General features: G+C 63.4%; 12 protein-coding genes. 10 read left to right on the top strand and 2 right to left on the bottom strand.

The window, feature by feature from the left end; translation table 11 throughout:
- Window positions 1–201: 201 nt before the first annotated feature.
- Window positions 202–1,389, bottom strand: a complete 1,188-nt coding sequence (locus N8H71_RS25480) for a type II secretion system F family protein (protein WP_262196124.1) — start codon at window positions 1,387–1,389, stop codon at window positions 202–204.
- Between the two features lie 14 nt (window positions 1,390–1,403).
- Window positions 1,404–1,832, bottom strand: coding sequence for a type II secretion system major pseudopilin GspG (gspG, locus tag N8H71_RS25475; protein WP_085689084.1), 429 nt, complete (start codon window positions 1,830–1,832; stop codon window positions 1,404–1,406).
- 203 nt (window positions 1,833–2,035) lie between these two features.
- On the opposite strand from gspG, the gene N8H71_RS25470 reads away from it, so the two are divergent.
- The 10 genes from N8H71_RS25470 (at window position 2,036) to N8H71_RS25425 (ending at window position 17,967) form a co-directional block, all read left to right on the top strand.
- Window positions 2,036–2,647: a lytic transglycosylase domain-containing protein gene (locus tag N8H71_RS25470; RefSeq protein ID WP_279309714.1), complete on the top strand. Its 612-nt coding sequence runs from the start codon at window positions 2,036–2,038 to the stop codon at window positions 2,645–2,647.
- A 201-nt stretch (window positions 2,648–2,848) separates the two neighbouring features.
- Window positions 2,849–8,695 carry a manganese-oxidizing multicopper oxidase MnxG gene (gene mnxG / locus N8H71_RS25465; protein WP_262196123.1) on the top strand — a complete coding sequence of 1,949 codons (5,847 nt, stop codon included), beginning with the start codon at window positions 2,849–2,851 and terminating at the stop codon, window positions 8,693–8,695.
- Window positions 8,696–8,869: 174 nt separating this feature from the next.
- On the top strand, window positions 8,870–10,792 hold the full coding sequence (locus N8H71_RS25460; protein ID WP_262196122.1) for a YncE family protein: 1,923 nt from the start codon (window positions 8,870–8,872) through the stop codon (window positions 10,790–10,792).
- 13 nt (window positions 10,793–10,805) lie between these two features.
- The gene (locus tag N8H71_RS25455) at window positions 10,806–11,456 is read left to right on the top strand and encodes an SCO family protein (protein WP_262196121.1); all 651 of its coding nucleotides are present in this window, start codon (window positions 10,806–10,808) and stop codon (window positions 11,454–11,456) included.
- Window positions 11,453–12,079 (top strand): SCO family protein, encoded by a 627-nt coding sequence (locus N8H71_RS25450; RefSeq protein WP_262196120.1) that lies wholly within the window; start codon window positions 11,453–11,455, stop codon window positions 12,077–12,079. The genes N8H71_RS25455 and N8H71_RS25450 overlap by 4 nt, the downstream gene beginning before the upstream one ends.
- A 9-nt stretch (window positions 12,080–12,088) precedes the next feature.
- A complete protein-coding gene (locus N8H71_RS25445) occupies window positions 12,089–13,639 on the top strand; it encodes a cytochrome c/ABC transporter substrate-binding protein (protein WP_262196119.1) in 1,551 nt (516 codons plus the stop codon).
- Window positions 13,640–13,654: 15 nt separating this feature from the next.
- A complete protein-coding gene (locus N8H71_RS25440) occupies window positions 13,655–14,608 on the top strand; it encodes a peptidylprolyl isomerase (RefSeq protein WP_262196118.1) in 954 nt (317 codons plus the stop codon).
- 236 nt (window positions 14,609–14,844) lie between these two features.
- Entirely contained in the window at window positions 14,845–15,378 is a 534-nt protein-coding gene (locus tag N8H71_RS25435; RefSeq protein WP_262196117.1) for a response regulator, read from the top strand.
- Window positions 15,379–15,461: 83 nt separating this feature from the next.
- A complete protein-coding gene (locus N8H71_RS25430) occupies window positions 15,462–17,183 on the top strand; it encodes a GspE/PulE family protein (protein ID WP_262196116.1) in 1,722 nt (573 codons plus the stop codon).
- Window positions 17,164–17,967 (top strand): hypothetical protein, encoded by an 804-nt coding sequence (locus N8H71_RS25425; protein WP_262196115.1) that lies wholly within the window; start codon window positions 17,164–17,166, stop codon window positions 17,965–17,967. The genes N8H71_RS25430 and N8H71_RS25425 overlap by 20 nt, the downstream gene beginning before the upstream one ends.
- Window position 17,968 lies beyond the last annotated feature (1 nt).

Here is a 17,968-nt window from a genome sequence, read left to right as displayed (position 1 = left end):
AGATGTGTATAAGAGACAGGGCCTGTACGCTGGACACGCCTGACAGGTTGTCCGGGATCAGTACGGTAGACGCCGACAGGACTGCGCCGATGGCCATTGCGAGCATGAGCTTTTGAATGTGCATATCGTTCTCCGTCTTTGTTGTCTTGGTGGGGAACATGAATCTGCATTGCTGCGGTTGATCCGACCCGTTCCCCGAGGTCAGTGGATACTCGAAGCCAGTTCGAAGATCGGGATGTACATCAGGATCACGATTACCCCGATCAACAGGCCGATGAAGGTCATGAGCAGTGGTTCGAACAGACGCACGAACCACTCGATCCAGCGGCTGATTTCCTCGTCATAGAAATCGGCGCTGCGTTCCATCATTTGTCCCAGGTTGCCGGACTGTTCGCCAGCGCGCAGCAGGCGCAGGGACACCGGTGTCACCAGGCGGTTGAGCTCAAGCGCCGTGGACAGCGATTGTCCCTCGCGTACCCGCTCGCAGGCCTGGTCCAGCCGCGCCCGTGACGCCACGGTGAGCAGGCCGCGGACCATGCCCATCGCGGTCACCAGCGGAATCCCGCCTTGCAGCAGAATCCCCAGTGACCGGTAAAAGCGCGCCAGCTCGTACATGAAAATCCGCTGGTGCACGGCGGGCAGTTTTTCGACAAGCCGATCCAGTCCTCGGCGAAACGCCGGTTGTTTCTGCAGCACGGCGAGGGCGATGACGATCACCGCCAGTGCGCCGAAAAACTCACCCTGATGGGCATGCAGGAACATGCCGCTGCTCATCAATATCTGTGACAGCCACGGCAGGTTAGAGCCCAGTCCTTCGAACACCAGACTGAAGCGCGGCACCACGTAACCCATCAAAAACAGCACTACACCACCGCCGACCACCAGCAGCAGCAGCGGGTAGATCGAGGCGCTGACGATCTTCTGCCGCACCTCGTCCATGCGCTGGCGATAGCTCACGTAACGGCCCAGCGCATCGCCGACTGCGCCGGTTTTCTCGCTGGACTGTACCAGCGCCACGTACAAGGGCGGGAAAACCGCCGACAACTGGCCCAATGCCTGGGAGAACGACTTGCCTTCGTACAGAAGGCGAACCAGCTCACTCAAGGTCTTGCGGGCAGCGGGTGCGGTTTCCTTTTCTGCCAGACTTTCCAGCGCATCAATCAAGGGTAGACCGGCATTGAGCAACGTGGTCAGTTCCTGGCTGAACAGCACCAGATTGAAAGTCTCGCGCTTGCTCATGCGCAGCGAACGCCAATGCCGCTCGGCGTGCAGGCTGACCACGCGCAAGCCCTGGTCTTCAGCAATGCGTCGCGCCTCGCTTTGGCCCGGCGCCTCTACACTTAGCGACACCACGCCGGCCTTGCCGACGGCCTTCAGATGAAAACGCATGCGCTGTGCTCCGCTTATTGCCAGTTGGTGACTTCGGCGTTTTCACCTTCGCCGCCGGGCTGGCCGTCCTTGCCCATCGACAGCAGGTCGTATTCGCTGTTTTCGCCGGGATAGCGGTAGGTGTAGTTACGACCCCACGGATCTTGCGGCAGCTTTTTCTGCAAGTACGGGCCCGTCCATTTGGCTTCGTCACTGGGTGCTGTCACCAGTGCCTGCAAGCCTTGTTCGGTGGACGGGTAGTGGCCGACTTCCAGCCGGTACAGATCCAGCGCCTTGCTCAGCCCTTCGATCTGCGCCTTGGCGACTTTCACTTCGGATCGCCCCAACTGGGCGAAGTATTTGGGGGCGACGATCCCGGCCAGCAGACCGAGCACCACCAGCACCACCAGCAGTTCCAGCAGAGTGAAACCGCGCTGGGTACGCGGACGAAAATGCAGCTTCATGATGACCTCCCGTGAGTGGCAGCCGTGTCGCTACAAGGGCTTATGCAATTGCCATGCTCAGCCACCCGATAAATCCAGTGTATGGGCTGAAGCCCTTGTAATACGGGCTTTTCGGGAGTCGGCACAGTGCTTGCGTACGGCTGATTCACGACGGGTCAGTGGGGCATTTCCCCCAATTTTTCGGGCCTGTCAGGGGAGGCCCAATGATCCAATCATTCACTGCAGGACTGCTCGGTTGCCTGATGTCGGTCGGTGCCGCGCAAGCCGATGTCTTCGTCTCCGTGGACGCCAAGGGCAGCTACGTGCTGTCCAACGTCCACCGTCCCGGACGCACCTACGAACGGGTGATCCGCGAAGCCGATGCGCCGCTGGTCAGCCTTGACCGGCAACCGCAATTGATCGCCAACCAGCCCTACGCCGAGCTGGTGTCAGCCGCCGCCAACGCCAATCAGCTACCCGAAGCCTTGCTGCATGCGGTGATCAAGTCCGAATCCAATTACAACCCTGGCGCCACCTCGCCCAAAGGGGCCGGCGGACTGATGCAACTGATGCCCGACACCGCGCGTGAGTTGGGGGTGAAAGACGTTTACGACCCCAAGGCCAACATCCAGGGCGGCGCCAAGTACCTCAAACGCCTGATGACTCTGTTCGACAACGACATCGCCTTGGCGGTGGCGGCCTACAACGCCGGGCCCGATGCGGTGCTCAGTCGTGGCCGGGTGATCCCGCCGTTCGCCGAAACCCAGCGTTATGTGCCCAGCGTGCTGCGTCAGTACCGGCGTTTGCAGGGCCTGGCGGCGGACGCGCCGTTGTAACTCTAAGCCCGGTTTTCCCCACTATCGGGGCAAGACCGTCGGCCCGGAAAAGTGGGGAAACGGGTGGGGAATATCCCCCGGATTCTCAAGTGACTTGTGTAACTGGCTGAACTGGAAAGAATTTTTTTGTGGCACGCGGATTGCTCCAAGGGGTTTGTCGAGAATCATTCCCTGTGAGCACCCACTACGAGGTTTCCGATCATGGTTGGCATTCACCACGTACCGTCCCTGTTGAACTGGCTGCTGTTGCTGGCCTCTCTGCTCAGCGTCGAGCTCGCCAACGCGGCCGTGCGCTGCGAACGCAATCTGGTGGCCAACGTGGTCGCTTTCGATCAACCGCTGATGTTCAACCGCCTCGGCGCGCAGAATGCCAACGGCATGATGTACGCCCTGCGTCGCGATGTGGTTGATGACCATGATGTCTCGCTGGCCTATGGTGGCAGCGCGGTGCCGGGCAAAGTGTCGCTGCGTGCGGACAAACGTCCACGGCCGCTGGTGCTGCGGGTGGCCGCTGGTGACTGCCTGACGATCAACCTGCAGAACCTGCTCGATTATCAGGCCAACCCCAACAAGCATTTCGAAGGGCCGGAGGGCGAAGAGGAAGGCGAGGAGGGCATCGAGAACGCCGGCGGCGCTGAAGCCTTCAAGGTTGACGAGCAGGTCGCTGACCGCCATGTCGGTTTCCAGGTCAACGGCCTGCAAGCGGTGAACAGCATCGACGACATTTCCTCCTACACCGGGCGCAACGCCAACACCCTGGTGCCGCCGGGCGCGAGCCGTTCGTACGTCCTGTACGCCGAGCGCGAAGGGGCGTTTGCCGTCAGCAGCCGTGGCGCGACATTCGGCGGGGAGGGCGCGGCCGGCAACGTCGCCAATGGCCTGTTCGGCCAGGTCGTGGTGGTGCCGAAGTCGGGACGCACCTATCGCAACACCCTCACCGAAGAAGAAATGCGTCTGGCGACCACCGGCCGCACACCGGCCGGTCACCCCATCGTCGATTACCAGGCCCGTTATCCGCAGCGCGAACCGTGGGTGCGTGAAGGCAAGGCCGGCACGCCGATCATCAGCATGGTCGACGGCAACGAAATCATCTCCAGCGAAAGCGATGCGATTGTCATGGGCAGCAACGCCGATGGTAGTTTCCCATCCAGCACCTATCCGTTGGAATCGGTGGGCAAACGCAACCCGGCGATCCCCAACCGCCTCGAGCCGTTTCGCGATTTTGCCTCGCAGTTCCAGGACGAAACCGCCGCTACCCAGGCATTCCCCGCCTACTGGGCCGACCCGGTCATGGCCCATGTGCTGGAGCCGACCCGCGACTCGTTCATGATCAACTACGGTTCCGGCGGCATGGGCGCGGAAGTGGTCGCCAACCGCTTGGGCGTGGGGCCGATGCACGACTGTCTGTCGTGCGCCTACGAAGAATTCTTCCTCAGCTCGCACACCGTCGGTGACGTGGCGATGCTGGTGGACGTGCCGGCCAATACCGGGCTTGAGAACATCGCCCCCGGCCAGACACCGAGCGCCGATCAGGTCGGCGTCAAAGCCACCATGGCCCTCTATCCCTCGGAGCCTTCGAACGTCAACCACAGCTACATCGGTGACTTCGTCAAATTCCGCAACACCCACAACGGCCACGAGCAGCACATCTTCCACCTGCACGGCCATCAGTGGTTGTTCAACCCCAATGACGACAACTCCGATTACGTCGATGCCCAAGGCATTGGCCCCGGCGCCGGCTATACCTACGAAATCGCCAACGGCGGCTCCGGCAACCGCAACCGGGTGGCCGGCGATGCGATCTATCACTGTCACTTCTATCCGCACTTCGCCCAGGGCATGTGGGCCATGTGGCGGGTACACGATGTGTTCGAAGAAGGCACCCGGCTGGAGGTCTCACAACAAGGCGCTGATGGTTATCACAGCGAACCCTACGCACTGCGCAGCGGTAAACCGGCCGCGGGTGCCCGCGCCTTGCCGGATGGCGAGATCATTGCCGGCACGCCGATTCCGGCCGTCGTGCCGCTGCCCGGCAAAGCCATGGCCCCGATGCCGGGCAAAGTGGTGGTGGTGCCGAAAATCGGTGAAACCCTGGTCGCCGGTAACGATGACGACGATGAGGAAGAAGAGGGCGATGACGACGGCGAACATCACGGCGGCAACGGTGGATCGCAAGCCATCGGTTCCCTGGCACTGGTCGATCGCAGCGAAGCCAACCGCAACGCCGACGGCAGCCTGAAAAACCCTGGCTATCCATTCTGGATCGGCGGCATGGAAAGTTCGGTGGGACAGCGTCCGCCAACCCCACCGCTGGACATGCTCGACGCCGCCACCGCGCAATCCTTGAAAGCCAGCGGCAAAGCGCTGTGGGCCAACCTCGACCCGAATCAGTCCGGTGGCTGGGACGGCGGATTGCAGCGGCACGCCCTCGATGGGGTGTCGGCCGGAGGCGAGGCGCACACCGTGACCACGTCGCTGGACTTCTCCAAGGAAGTCACCCGCGCCAAACCGATTTACCTGCCCGAAGAGGGCACAGAAGTGGAACAGGCCGCGATGGCGTTCCACGCGAAAAAGGATCACCCAAGCTTTGCCTTGCTGCCTGGCAACCAGATCGTGGCCAAGGCCTTCCGCACCAATGGCGCCTTGCCGATCGCCGGCGCGCCGTACTACGAACCGTGCATGGACGACCGGCAAAAGCGCCTGACCAGCAGCGCCGGCACCGGTGAATTCGCCAGCGGCGATCGGCTGGACGGCATGTCCTTCGTCGGCGCCTCGACCTTCACCGCCGACCGCCCGCGCATCTACAAGGCTGCCAACATTCAGTTCGACGCGGTCTACAACAAGGTCGGTTATCACTTCCCGCAAGCCCGGATTCTGGCGCTGTGGGAAGACGCCTGGCCGGTGATCACCAAGCAGCGTCCGCCAGAGCCTCTGGTGATGCGCATGAACACCTTCGACTGCGTGCAATACCAGCAAACCAACCTGGTGCCGGCCACCTACGAGATGGATGACTATCAGGTGCGCACGCCGACCGACGTGATCGGCCAGCATATTCACCTGCCGAAGTGGGACCTGACGTCTGCCGACGGTTCCTCCAACGGCTGGAACTACGAGGACGGCGTGCTCTCCCCAGGCGCTGTTCAGGAACGCATTCACGCAATCCGTGAATTCAACCAGTGCGAAGGCACCGACCCGCGCGACGGCACCCAGGCGTGTCCGAAAGCCAAGGCGCATCCGTTCTTCGGCCAGTTCGGGCGCAGTGACTGGATGGGCGCGCGCACGGCCATGCAACGCTGGTTCGTCGACCCGGTGGTCAACGCCAAGGGCGTGGATCGGGGGCTGGGCACCATCTTCACCCACGACCACCTCGGCCCATCGACTCACCAGCAGATCGGGCTGTATGCCACGGTGCTGGCGGAACCGGCCGGTTCCACCTGGTTCCACGCCGAAACCGGCGAGCCTCTGTACAGCGGCGCGCGGCAGGACGGCGGGCCGACCTCGTGGCAGGCGGTGATCAACACCGGCGACCTCGACGGCGATGGCAAGAACGACAGCTTCCGTGAGTTCTTCCTCGAATACAGCGACTTCCAGCACGCCTATGAAGCCGGTGTGTACGTGGGCGCCGGTCCCAACGGCGTGCCTAACCCGCAAGCGTTCCCGGCCACGGCCGACAGCTTCCGCTACGCGATCAACCCGCCGGTGCGCAACAACGCCAGCAGCCTGCTCGAAGGCGTGCTGGAAGTGCAGGGCGGCCAAGTGCCGGGCTGCCCGAACCGACCTTGCCCGCAGGCGATTTCCGTGGATGATCCGGGCATGTTCGTCGTCAACTATCGCAACGAGCCGCTGGCCCTGCGGGTCTACGACCCGAACAAGGTCGGCCCGGACGGCAAGCGCGGCATGCAGGCCGACGGCCTCGGCGGTGATCTGGCGTACGCCATGCAAAGCCGTACCGACCGCGCGATCCCGGCGATGAACCTGGCGCCGAACCTGGTCACGGCAGCCACCGGCCCGACCGGCGGCACCACCCTGTTCCCGCCGCACATCAACAAGGGCGGCAGCGAGCCGGGCGATCCGTTCACCCCGATGCTGCGCACCTACACTGGCGACAACGTGCGTCTGCGGGTGCATGCCGGCGGCCACGAGGAAGAGCACAACGTCACCCTGCACGGCGTGAAATGGCTGCAGAGCGGTTCCGGTTTCGGCAACAGCTCCAACTCTGGCTGGCGCGCCTCGCAGATGATCGGCATCTCCGAACAGATGGGCTTCATCGCACCTGTATCGATGCTGTCCAGTTCTGCCGCGACCACCGGTGACTATCTGTACTCGATGGACGCTTCGATCGAAGGCTACTGGAGCGGGATCTGGGGCGTGATGCGCAACTACACGGCCAAACGCAATGACCTGTTCGCCATCCCCAACAACCCGAGTCCGGCCGGCATGCGCAACACCGTGGCATTCGACGGCAGTTGCCCACGGATCAGCGCCAACCCCAACGGCATCGGCACCCGGCCGACGGTGCAGCGCAACTATGAAGTGGTGGCGGCGCTGGCCAACGACATCCTCGGCAATTCGCTGGGCCTGAGCATCGGCGATTCGGCCGGCCTCGGTCAGCATGTCGGCGGGCCGCTGAATCCGGCGGGCGGCACCCTGGTGCTGAACTCGCGCACGGTAAGCATCCCGCAAGTCACGGTGACTGATCCTGAGGACGGCGAGACCATTACCATCGGTGGCCAGAGCGGGCCGCTGCATGATCCGACGGCGATCCTGTACGTGCGCAAATCCGACCTCGATCCGGTCAGCGGCAAGCTCAAACCCGGTATTCCGGTCGAACCGCTGGTGCTGCGCGCAGCCGCCGGGGACTGCATCAATATCACCCTGGAAAACCGTCTGCCGAGCGTGATGCCCGACCTGACGCAAACCGCCGTGATGCAAGGCATCGTCAAGCGCGACCGCAACAGCGGCCTGGGCTCGACCACCTTCAGCAACAACCTGATGCGGCCATCCAGCCACGTGGGGCTGCACGCCCAACTGCTGGCCTACGACATCACCAAATCCGACGGCACCAACGTCGGCGCCAACCCGACCCAGACCGTGCCACCACGGGTTGGCAGCAGCGGCGCCTACCCGACCCGTACCTATCAGTACTACGCCGGGCACCTGGAGCGTGAAGGCAAACCGGTCACGCAACTGGGCCGCAGTGTCGACAACATCAACGCCACGGCCGTGGAGTTCGGTGGCCTGAACTTCACCCCGGCGGATGTGATCAAGCAACCGCAAAAAGGCCTGGGTGGTGCGATGAGCATCCTGCCGATCGGCGCGACCTGGGTCGACGATGCGCGCAAGGTCAACGCCACGGTCACCGCACCGGGGCAGACGACTTACCGCGACTTCGCGATGGTCTGGCACAAGGCGTTGAACACTCGCTGGGCCAATGGCCGGCCGGTCGAAGGCATCGCTGCCGAGGGCTTCGGTGTGCCGACCGATCCGCAGGACAACTCGAGCATGGCGATCAACTACAAGACCGAACCGCTGTGGTACCGCTTCGGCCTCGCCCCGGATGCGCCGTTCGGCCATGCCGATGGCGCGGGTTACGGCGACATGACCAATGCGCACATGGCCTACAGCAATGCGCTGGTGGGGGGCGATCCGCAGACGCCGGTCTTGTATGCCAAACCGGGTCAGCCGTTCCGTACGCACATCCTGATGCCGAGTGGTGGCAGTCGCGGCACGACGTTCCAGCTCGACGGACACGTCTGGTCGCTCAACCCGTTCCAGGCCGAGAAGAGCGACACCGGCGGCTACCCGATGGGCACGCCGGGCGTGGGTTCGGTGCGCTTCGGCTACAACCCGATGTCGATGTACATCGGCGCTCACGAGAGCGTCCTGCCGGCGGCGCACTTCAGCTTCATGATCCCGAGCGCCGGGGGCAGCAACGCGATACCGGGGGACTACCTGTTCCGCGATTACGCCGCCTATGGCAACACCTCCGGGCTGTGGGGATTGCTGCGGGTGACCAATGAGCCGGAGCCGGCGCCGCCTGCTCAGTAGCTGGAATGCGATGGATCGGTGGATGCAAAAACTGTGGGAGCGAGCTTGCTCGCGAATGAAAGCAACTCGGTTTCGAGGGGTGAGGCGTCTGACGCCTTCGTCGGAACGCCGCCCGGACCAAGCTCGCTCCCACAGGGCGGTGGTGTTTCGGACAATGTGTCAGGGGAGAGCGACATGAACAGGATCATCAACATCATCGGCGTCTGCCTGCTGGCGATGGCCGGCGCGCTGCTCACGCTGAGCGAGATTGCCCTGGCGCAAACCGGCGCCGGGCAGGTGCTGACCCGCGACGGCGTGTCGATCGCCTTCGATCTGAAGCCGCTGGCCAGCGACGGCCAGTTGCGGGAGGGCGAGTTCGCCGACGTGCAGTTCCGCGTCACCGACGGCGCCTCCGGCCAGCCGTTGTCCGGCGTGGCGCCGGGGGCCTGGATCGATCCGGAGACCGTCGCTGCCGATCAGGCCCAGGGCCGCGATCAGAGCTGCAAGTCGCGGGTCGGCACGTTCCTCAAATCCAACATCGGCGCGCGGCCGCTGCTCGACCTCAACAGCTATTTCCTGTTGGTGATGAACCGCGATGCCAGCGTTTCGGTGGTTGATCCGTCAGTGTCGGTCGGCGGCATCACCAGCACGCTGGCGCGGATCGAACTCAAGCAATCGCCGATGGACTGGGTCACGCCCAAGGACAACAAAAAGGTCTTCGTGTCGATGCCGACGGCGGGGGAAGTGGCGGTGATCGACAGCGAGCAATTCAAGGTCATCGACTCGGTGGCCGCCGGCAGCCAACCGGTGCGTGTGGCGCTGCAACCGGATGAGCGCCTGCTGTGGGTCGGCAACAACGCGAGCAAGACTGAAGAATCCGGCGTCACGGTGATCGACACCCAGAGCCTCAAACCGCTGAAACACCTGGCGACCGGTCGCGGCCACCACGAAATCACCTTCAGCAAAGACAGCCGTTTCGCCTTCGTCAGCAACCGCGACGACGGCACCCTCAGCGTCATCGACATCGCCAGCCTGAGCCTGCTGCAACAGGTCAAGACCGGTTCCAGCCCGTTGTCGGTGGCGTACTCGCCGCTGTCCGGCGCGGTGTACGTGGCCGATGGCAAGGACGGCACCGTCACGGTGATCGACAGCAACAGCCGCGCCGTCCGCCGGGTGATCAAGCTGCAACAAGGCCTCGGCCCGATGGACTTCAGCGCCGACGGCCGTTTTGGCGTGGTGCTGAACACGCTGGAAAACCGCGCCACGGTCATCGACGCGGCCAACGATTCGGCGATCCATGATCTGGAAGTTTCAGCCGAACCCTATCAAGTGGTGTTCACCCAGGCCTACGCCTACGTGCGCGGACTGGCCTCGCCGAAAGTCACCATGATCAACCTGTCTTCGCTGGGCGAAGGGCGTCAGCCGATTACTCAAGGTTTTGAAGCCGGGCCGCAGCCGCCACGGCTGGCCGGGGATCTGCCGCTGGCGTCGAGCCTCGCCGTATCGCGCGATGACAACGCGGTGTTCGTGGTCAACCCGGTGGACAACACCACCTACTTCTACGCCGAAGGCATGAACGCGCCCATGTCCGGTTACCCCAACCGGGGGCAAATTGCCCGCGCCGCGCTGGTCATCGACCGCAGTCTGCGCGAAGTGTCGCCGGGGCTCTACAGCGCCCGTGTGAAGCTGCCGGCGGCGGGGCGCTTCGACGTGGCGTTCCTGCTCAACCAGCCGAACATCATTCATTGTTTCACCGCCCAGGTGGCGTCCGATGGCGCGCCTGAAAAACACGTGGGTGCGCCCAAAGTCGAGTTCCTGCTGGACAAGACCGCCGTGGCCCTCAACGACCCTTACGTGGTGCGCTTTCGCATCGTCCAGGGCAAGCAGAAGATCCAGCGCAGCGGCGTGACCGACGTGCAGTTGCGCTACTTCCTCGCGCCAACCTCCCGCCCCCGTGAGGTGGCGGCGCTGGAAGTTGCCGACGGCGTGTACGAAGCCCCGGTGACCCTCGACCGTAGCGGCGCCTGGTATCTGCATGTGCGCGCGGCCTCGCTGGGCGCCGGTTTCGACGACAAGACATTTGCCAGTGTCCGGGTGCTGCCCGGCCAGACTCAGTGACGAGGAAAAGAACATGAACCGATTTGCATCCCGTGGCGTGTTGACCCTGTGCCTGTTGGCCGTCGGCATCCATCAAGCCCAGGCCCATTCGGCGGACGAGCATGCCGGGCACAAGGCGCCCGCCGCCAGCACTCAAGAGCACGCCCAGGTCAAATTCGCCGACGTGCCGCTGCTCGACCAGAACGGCAAGACCGTGCGCCTGGAACAGGATCTGGTGCACAACAAAATCGTCGTCATGAGTTTCATCTACACCAGTTGCACCACAGTCTGCCCGGTGGTCTCGTCGATCATGGGCAAAGTGCAAAAACAGCTCGGCTCCCGCGTGGGCGGCGAAGTGCAACTGGTATCGATCAGCATCGACCCGCAGCGCGACGACCCGAAACGCCTGCAGGATTACGCCCGCACCTTCCAGAAAGGCCCGGGCTGGAGCTGGCTCACCGGTTCGCCGCAGTCGATCACGGCCACCCTCAAGGGCCTCGGCAGTTTCAGCGGCGACTTCAAGAGTCACCAGCCGCTGATCCTCGTCGGTGACGGCAACAGTCGCCACTGGACGCGCTATTACGGCTTCACCGACCCGGCATTGCTGGCCAAGGAAGTCGAGAAACTCAGCGGCCTGCGCACCCACGCCAAACACACCGCGATTGCCATGGAGCAACAACCATGAGAACCCTGGACTGGATCACCCTGACGGTTTGTTTCTGGATTTTCAGCGCCATGGCCTTTGCCCACGAAGGTCACGAACAGCCCGCACCGGCAACCGCCAGCGCGGCGACCGTACCGGCCAAAGGCACTCACGACGCGAAAACCTGGTTCACCGACACGCCGCTGCTGGATCAGAACGGCGATATCCAGCGTTTCTACAGTGATGCACTGCACAACCGCGTGGTGCTGCTCAACGTGATCTTCACCAGTTGCAACGACGCCTGTCCGCTGATCACCCGCAAACTCAAGGAAGTCCGCGAGCTGCTGGGCGACAAGGCTGACGGCATCACCTTCATTTCCCTTACCAGTGATCCGCTGCGCGACACGCCGGCGGTGCTCAAGGCTTACACCTTGAAGCAGGGCGCCGATGACCCTCACTGGCTTTTTCTCACCGGCGACAAGGCGCAGATGGACCTGGTGCTGGGCCGCATCGGGCAGATCGTGCCGACGCCCGAGCAGCACTCGACCCAGTTGATCGTCGGCGATGTGGCCAACAAACGCTGGAGCAAAATCCGTCCCGATGCCCCGGCCGCCGCCATTGCCCAGCGCTTGCAGTTGCTGACAATGCCTGTGGCCGGCCGCTGAGTCCGCGCCATGAACCTGCGTCGCGTCCTCGCCCTGATCCTGCTCACTGGCGTCAGCCTCGGCGCGGCCGCGTTGCCGCTGACCGATGAAGAAAGCGCCGGCAAGCGCCTGTACCGCGAAGGCCTGTCCGCCAGCGGCGAGCCGATCATGGCGCGGGTCGGCGCGGCGGATGTGTTGCTGCCGGCCACCAGCCTGCCGTGCGCCAACTGCCACGGCGCCGACGGCCTCGGCCGGCCCGAAGGCGGGGTGCGTCCGCCGGAACTGAACTGGTCGCGGCTGACCAGCCTCCACGGTCAGCAGCAGGTCAATGGTCGTAATTACCCGGCGTACACCGACAGCACGTTGGCGCGGGTGATCCAGCAGGGCCGCGACCCCGGCAACAATCGCCTCGACCCGAGCATGCCGCGCTTCCTGCTGTCGATGAAGGATCAGCGCAATCTCACGGCGTACCTCAAACGCCTGGCCGAAGATCGCGATCCTGGGCTCGATGACCAGACCTTGCATTTGGGCACCTTGCTGCCCAGCCAGGGGCCGCTGGCCGAGGAGGGCGCCACCATCGCGGCGGTACTCAACGGCAGTGTTGCGCGGATCAATCAGGCCGGTGGCATTCACGGTCGGCAGTTACGCCTGACCGTGGCCGATCCCGGCCCGGATCGCGCGAGTGCCGAGCAGGCTTTGCAACGGCTGATCGAGGAAGAGAAGGTCTTCGCCCTGATCGCACCGCTGGCCCCGGCGCTGGACAGCGAACTGGCGCCGCGTCTGGAACAGTCCGGCGTGCCGCTGATCGGGGCCATGTCGCTGCTCGGCCCGGTGCAGGCCAGCCCGCAGATTTTCGAACCGCTGCCGGGTCTGCGCGAACAGTTGATCGCGCTGGCGGACTACGCCGCCGCCAGTCTGCGGGTGCTGCAAGGACCGACGCTGATTGCTTATCCCGACGACCCCGCGCAGGTGCAGGCGGCGCAGGCGCTGGGCGGTTATCTAAAGGATCACGGCTGGCAAAAAATCCATCTGCAAACTTACGACTCTGCAACGGACAGCTTGCCGCTGGGCTCGCGATCGGTGTTCTACCTGGGTAGCGGCGGTGGTTTCAGTCGTCTGGCGACCGGTTTGCAGAACGCCGGTCAGGTGCCTTACCTGTTCGCTGCATCCAGCCAGGTGGCAGGGGACCTGCTGCAAGTGCCGGAAGGTTTTTCCCGACGAGTGTTTCTGGCTTATCCATTCGTGCCCAGCGACTGGACCCAGGCCGGGCGGATGGCGTTGACATTGTTGCGCGAACATCAGGGCCTCGGCGCCCAGCATGCGGTACTGCAAGTCGGCGCATACGCCTCGATGCTGTTGTTCAGCGAAGGCATGAAGCAGGCCGGTCGCGATGCCAGCCGGGAAAAACTGGTGGCGGCGCTCGAGGGTCTGCACGACTTCGACACCGGCCTGACCCCACGGCTCAGCTTCGGCCCCGGACGACGATTGGGTCTGAGCGGGGCGCATGTGGTCACCGTCGACTTGCCCGACCAGCACTTTTATCTGGTCGCGCCCTACAAACCTGTTGTCCCGAGTCCCTGACCGGAGGCCTTGATCATGAAGCTCAAAACCCTGTGCTGGCTGGTGGCTTGCTGGTTGCCGGTGACAATGGCGAACAATGAGCCGGTGGCGGCCCGCGTCAATGGCGAGGCAATTTCCGGGTTTCGCCTTGAACGCTATTTTGCCGAATACCTGGAGGACCAGGGCCGCGCCGTGGCGAGCATTCGCAACCCCAAGGCCTACAAGCAATTGCGTCAGGCTGCACTGGATGCGTTGATCGACAAGGAGTTGCTCTGGCAGGAATCGCTCAAGCGTGGCGTGAAGATCGATGAACAAGCGGTTCGCCAGCAAGTCGAGCAGACCCGCAGCGCCATTGGCGGCACCGACAAATTCCTGCAACGTTTGCAGGATGCCGGTTTCGACGAGGCCTCGTTCACCGAATACACCCGCCGCGAACTGGCGGCGCAGCAGATGTTCGCTGAACTGACCAAAACCGATGGGCCGAACGAGCAGCAAGTGCGCGCATTCTATGAAGAGCATCGGGCTGAGATGGGCACGCCAGAGCAGGTGCAGGCCCGGCACATCCTGATCAAGGTCGCGGCGGATGCCGACGCCGCCACGGTTGAGGCGGCGCGGCTACGCTTGATGGAGTTGCGTGCCGCTATCGCTGAGGGGCAAACCTTTGCTAGCGTCGCGAAATCGGGTTCGCAAGATGTCACCGCCAGCCAAGGCGGCGACCTGGGGTATTTCGCCCGTGGGCAAATGGTGCCGGCCTTCGAAACGGCGGCGTTTGCCCTGAAACCTGGCCAGGTCAGCGAGGCGGTACGATCACCGTTCGGCTGGCATTTGATTTTTGTCGAGAACCACAAGGAGGCGGCCGATGTCCCAGAGGAGCAAGGGCTGGAATCAGTCAGGGCGTACCTCGCCCGACAGCAACAGTCCGAGGCTCGTCGTCAGGTGCTCGCGCAATTGCGGGCGCAGAACAGGATCGAACGAATTGACGACGAATGAAGGTTCCCCCCCAAAAGTGGGGAATGGCTTCGATGCCCATTCAGGTGCTTCCCCGTTTCTGGGGAACGGGGGACCAGGACGAGCGGGCATTTCCAATCAATTCAAGGACATGAAGACGAAAATTTTCCGGCACTCAGCCTGGCATGAAGTGTGCGTTACCTCCTGCAAGGGGCACTTCAGCGGGTTCGGGTCATTGAATTTCAATTGCCGGCACTTGCGGTTTCAGGGAGTACACCTTGGTTAACAAAGTACTGGTTGTCGAAGACGAACTGCTGCTTGCACAGAACCTTCAGGATTATCTGTCGGCGCAAGGGCTGGACGTCCGGATTGCACATGACGGCGCAGAGGGAATCGGCCTGGCCGAGACTTTCGCCCCCGACGTGCTGGTGTTCGATTACCGCTTGCCCGATATGGAAGGGTTCGAGGTGCTCGACGCGGTCCGCCAGAACAGGACGTGTCATTTCGTGCTGATAACGGGTCACCCGACCGCTGAAGTGTGTGAGCGGGCGCGGCAACTGGGAGTCAGTCACATCCTGTTCAAACCGTTTCCACTGGCGGAACTGGCCCGAGCTGTCTGCGACCTTCTGGGGGTTCAGCGCGAAGCGAAACCCGGTGCGAGCCCTTCAGAGGGGTTTGTCGAACGACGCCAGAGCAGGACCGAGAGCTTCCCGTTGCAGTTGTACGATGGCAGTTGGGTGCTGGCGGATCGCCGACGTAACAGGTCGGAGGTCATGGCACCGGACGACGATCAAATGCTCACCGGGGAGTAATGGCGCGATAGACGTTCCGGCACTCGCCGAATTCGCCTCCCGCGCCGTCAGGGCCTCAAGCCCCGGGTGTTGGAGAGCAAGCCATGGATCGTCTGTCCGTTGTCGTCGAACCGCTGTCGGTCAGTTCCCTGTCGCAAGAGCAGGCCCCGCTGCGTTTTTCCAGTGAGCAACTGGCCCAGGCCCGGGCACGGGCCGGCACTTCCGGGGAACGGGTGCTGGATGCGCTGGCCGTGCTGTGTGAACTGGCGCCAATGCCGTTCATTGCCAGTCTCGGCGCCACCCTGCATTACCCGGTGCTCGACACCGACACGCTGTTTCAAGCGATCCCGGTGTTCGACCGGGTCACCCTCGCGCAATGCCTCAAACGTGAATTCATCCTGCTGCGGCACAACGATCAGGTCATCGGTGTGTTCGCCGACCCGTTCGACACGGCACGCCTGGCCTGGATCGACGAATGCCTGCACGGCGCGCCGCTGTATCTGGTGCATGCCGACGACCTCAAGGCCTATCTGGCCCGTCATGAAGAAAGCTTTCACGCCGTCGAATCGCTCAATGCCCAAGCTGATGCCGGCAGTGAGACCGACACCCTGCAAAGCCTGTCGCTGACCAGCATCAGTGAAGACTCGAGCGTGGTGGTGAAACTGGTCAACTCGACCCTGTACGACGCGCTGAAAATGCACGCCAGCGACATCCACCTCGGCACCACGGGCCAGGGCCTGGTAATCAAATACCGGATCGACGGCGTGCTGAACAACATCGGCAAGATCCAGGGCACCGAGTTCGCCGAACAAGTGATTTCCCGGGTCAAGGTCATGGCCGAACTGGACATCGGCGAAAAACGCGTGCCCCAGGACGGTCGCTTCAAGATCGGCATCAGTGGCCGGCAAATCGACTTTCGGGTGTCGATCATGCCGAGCATCTTCGGCGAAGACGCGGTGCTGCGGGTGCTGGACAAACAGGACCTGGCCGACAAGGTTTGCGGCGTGCAGCTGCAAGCGCTGGGCTTCGAAGACGAAACCCTGCGCCAGTTGCGGCGCCTGGCGGCCGAACCCTACGGCATGGTGCTGGTGACCGGCCCCACCGGTAGCGGCAAGACCACCACGCTGTACGCGATGATCACCGAGATCAACCATGGCGTGGACAAGATCATCACCATCGAAGACCCGGTGGAATATCAACTGCCCGGCGTGCTGCAAATCCCGGTCAACGAGAAAAAAGGCCTGACGTTTGCCCGTGGCCTGCGCTCGATCCTGCGCCACGACCCGGACAAGATCATGGTCGGCGAAATCCGCGACCCGGACACCGCGCAGATCGCCGTGCAATCGGCGCTCACCGGTCACCTGGTGTTCACCACCATCCACGCCAACAACGTGTTCGACGTGATCGGCCGCTTCACCCAGATGGAAATCGACCCCTACAGCCTGGTCTCGGCGCTCAACGCGATTCTCGCCCAGCGCCTGATCCGGCTGGTGTGCAGCAGTTGCAGCACGCCGGTCAACCCGAGCGATGAAGAGCTGCGCGCCTCGGGTCTCGATCCACAGAAAGTCGAGCACTACCACTTCGTCCACGGCAAGGGCTGCGGCCACTGCCGGGGCAGCGGCTATCGCGGGCGCACGGCGATTGCCGAGTTGCTGCACCTGGACGACGAACTGCGGCAGATGATCGTCGAGCGCCAACCCATTACCCAAATCAAAGCCCTGGCCTGCGCCCGTGGTTTGCGCCTGTTGCGCGAATCGGCGCTGGAGCTGGTGGAGCACGGTCGGACCACGCTGGAGGAGATCAATCGTGTCACTTTTATCGCGTGATCATTTTATTGCCGTGCTCGGCGCCAGCGGTGTCGGCCTCGGCCAGCGCCGGGGCAGCGACACCCTGTGGCTGGGCAGCGTCGGCTACATCGACGAAGGCTTCCAGAGCTACGCGGTGGCGCTGGACACCCTCGACCGCCTGCTCGGCGAACACACTCGTGCCGGCGCAGAGCTGAGCGTGGTGATTTCCGGGCACTTCAGCCGCTTCTGCCTGGTGCCGTGGAGCGAGCAGATCAGCAGCCCTGAAGAACTGCGCGGCTTCGCCCAACTGTGCTTCGAAGACCTGTTTGGCGCACCGACCCAACCATGGAGTCTGGTGTTGTCCGCCGAGCCGGCCGGTTACGACCGTGTCGCCAGTGCGCTGCCGCAGGACTTGCTCGAGCGCCTGCGCACATTGGCCAGCGGTCGCGGACTGCGCCTGCGTTCGGTGCAGCCGTACCTGATGACGGCGTTCAACCGCTTCGACAAAAGCCTGGACGCCGGAGACTTCCTGTTCGTGGTCGCCGAACCGCAACGCAGCGTCTTGCTGCTGGCGCGGGAAGGGCGCTGGGCGTCGGTGCGCTCGGTGGGCGGCAGTGACAGTGATGCGGCGTTGAGCGCGCTGATCGGTCGCGAACGGCAACTGCAAGCCTCCACCAGCGACCGCGCCTTCAACGTTTACTTGCACGCCCCGGCGCGCCTCGATGCACATCCGGACATTCCCGAAGTGCATCTGCGCACCCTCGAAGACGACTCGATGACCGTGCGTGACGGCTTGTACGTCATGTCCCGGGCGGTGGCCTGAC

The sequence above is a fragment of the Pseudomonas koreensis genome (genome assembly GCF_025447595.1).
Lineage (GTDB): Bacteria > Pseudomonadota > Gammaproteobacteria > Pseudomonadales > Pseudomonadaceae > Aquipseudomonas > Aquipseudomonas koreensis_H.
Note: the sequence above shows the minus strand (reverse complement) of the source record. Positions and strands in the feature narration are given on the sequence as shown.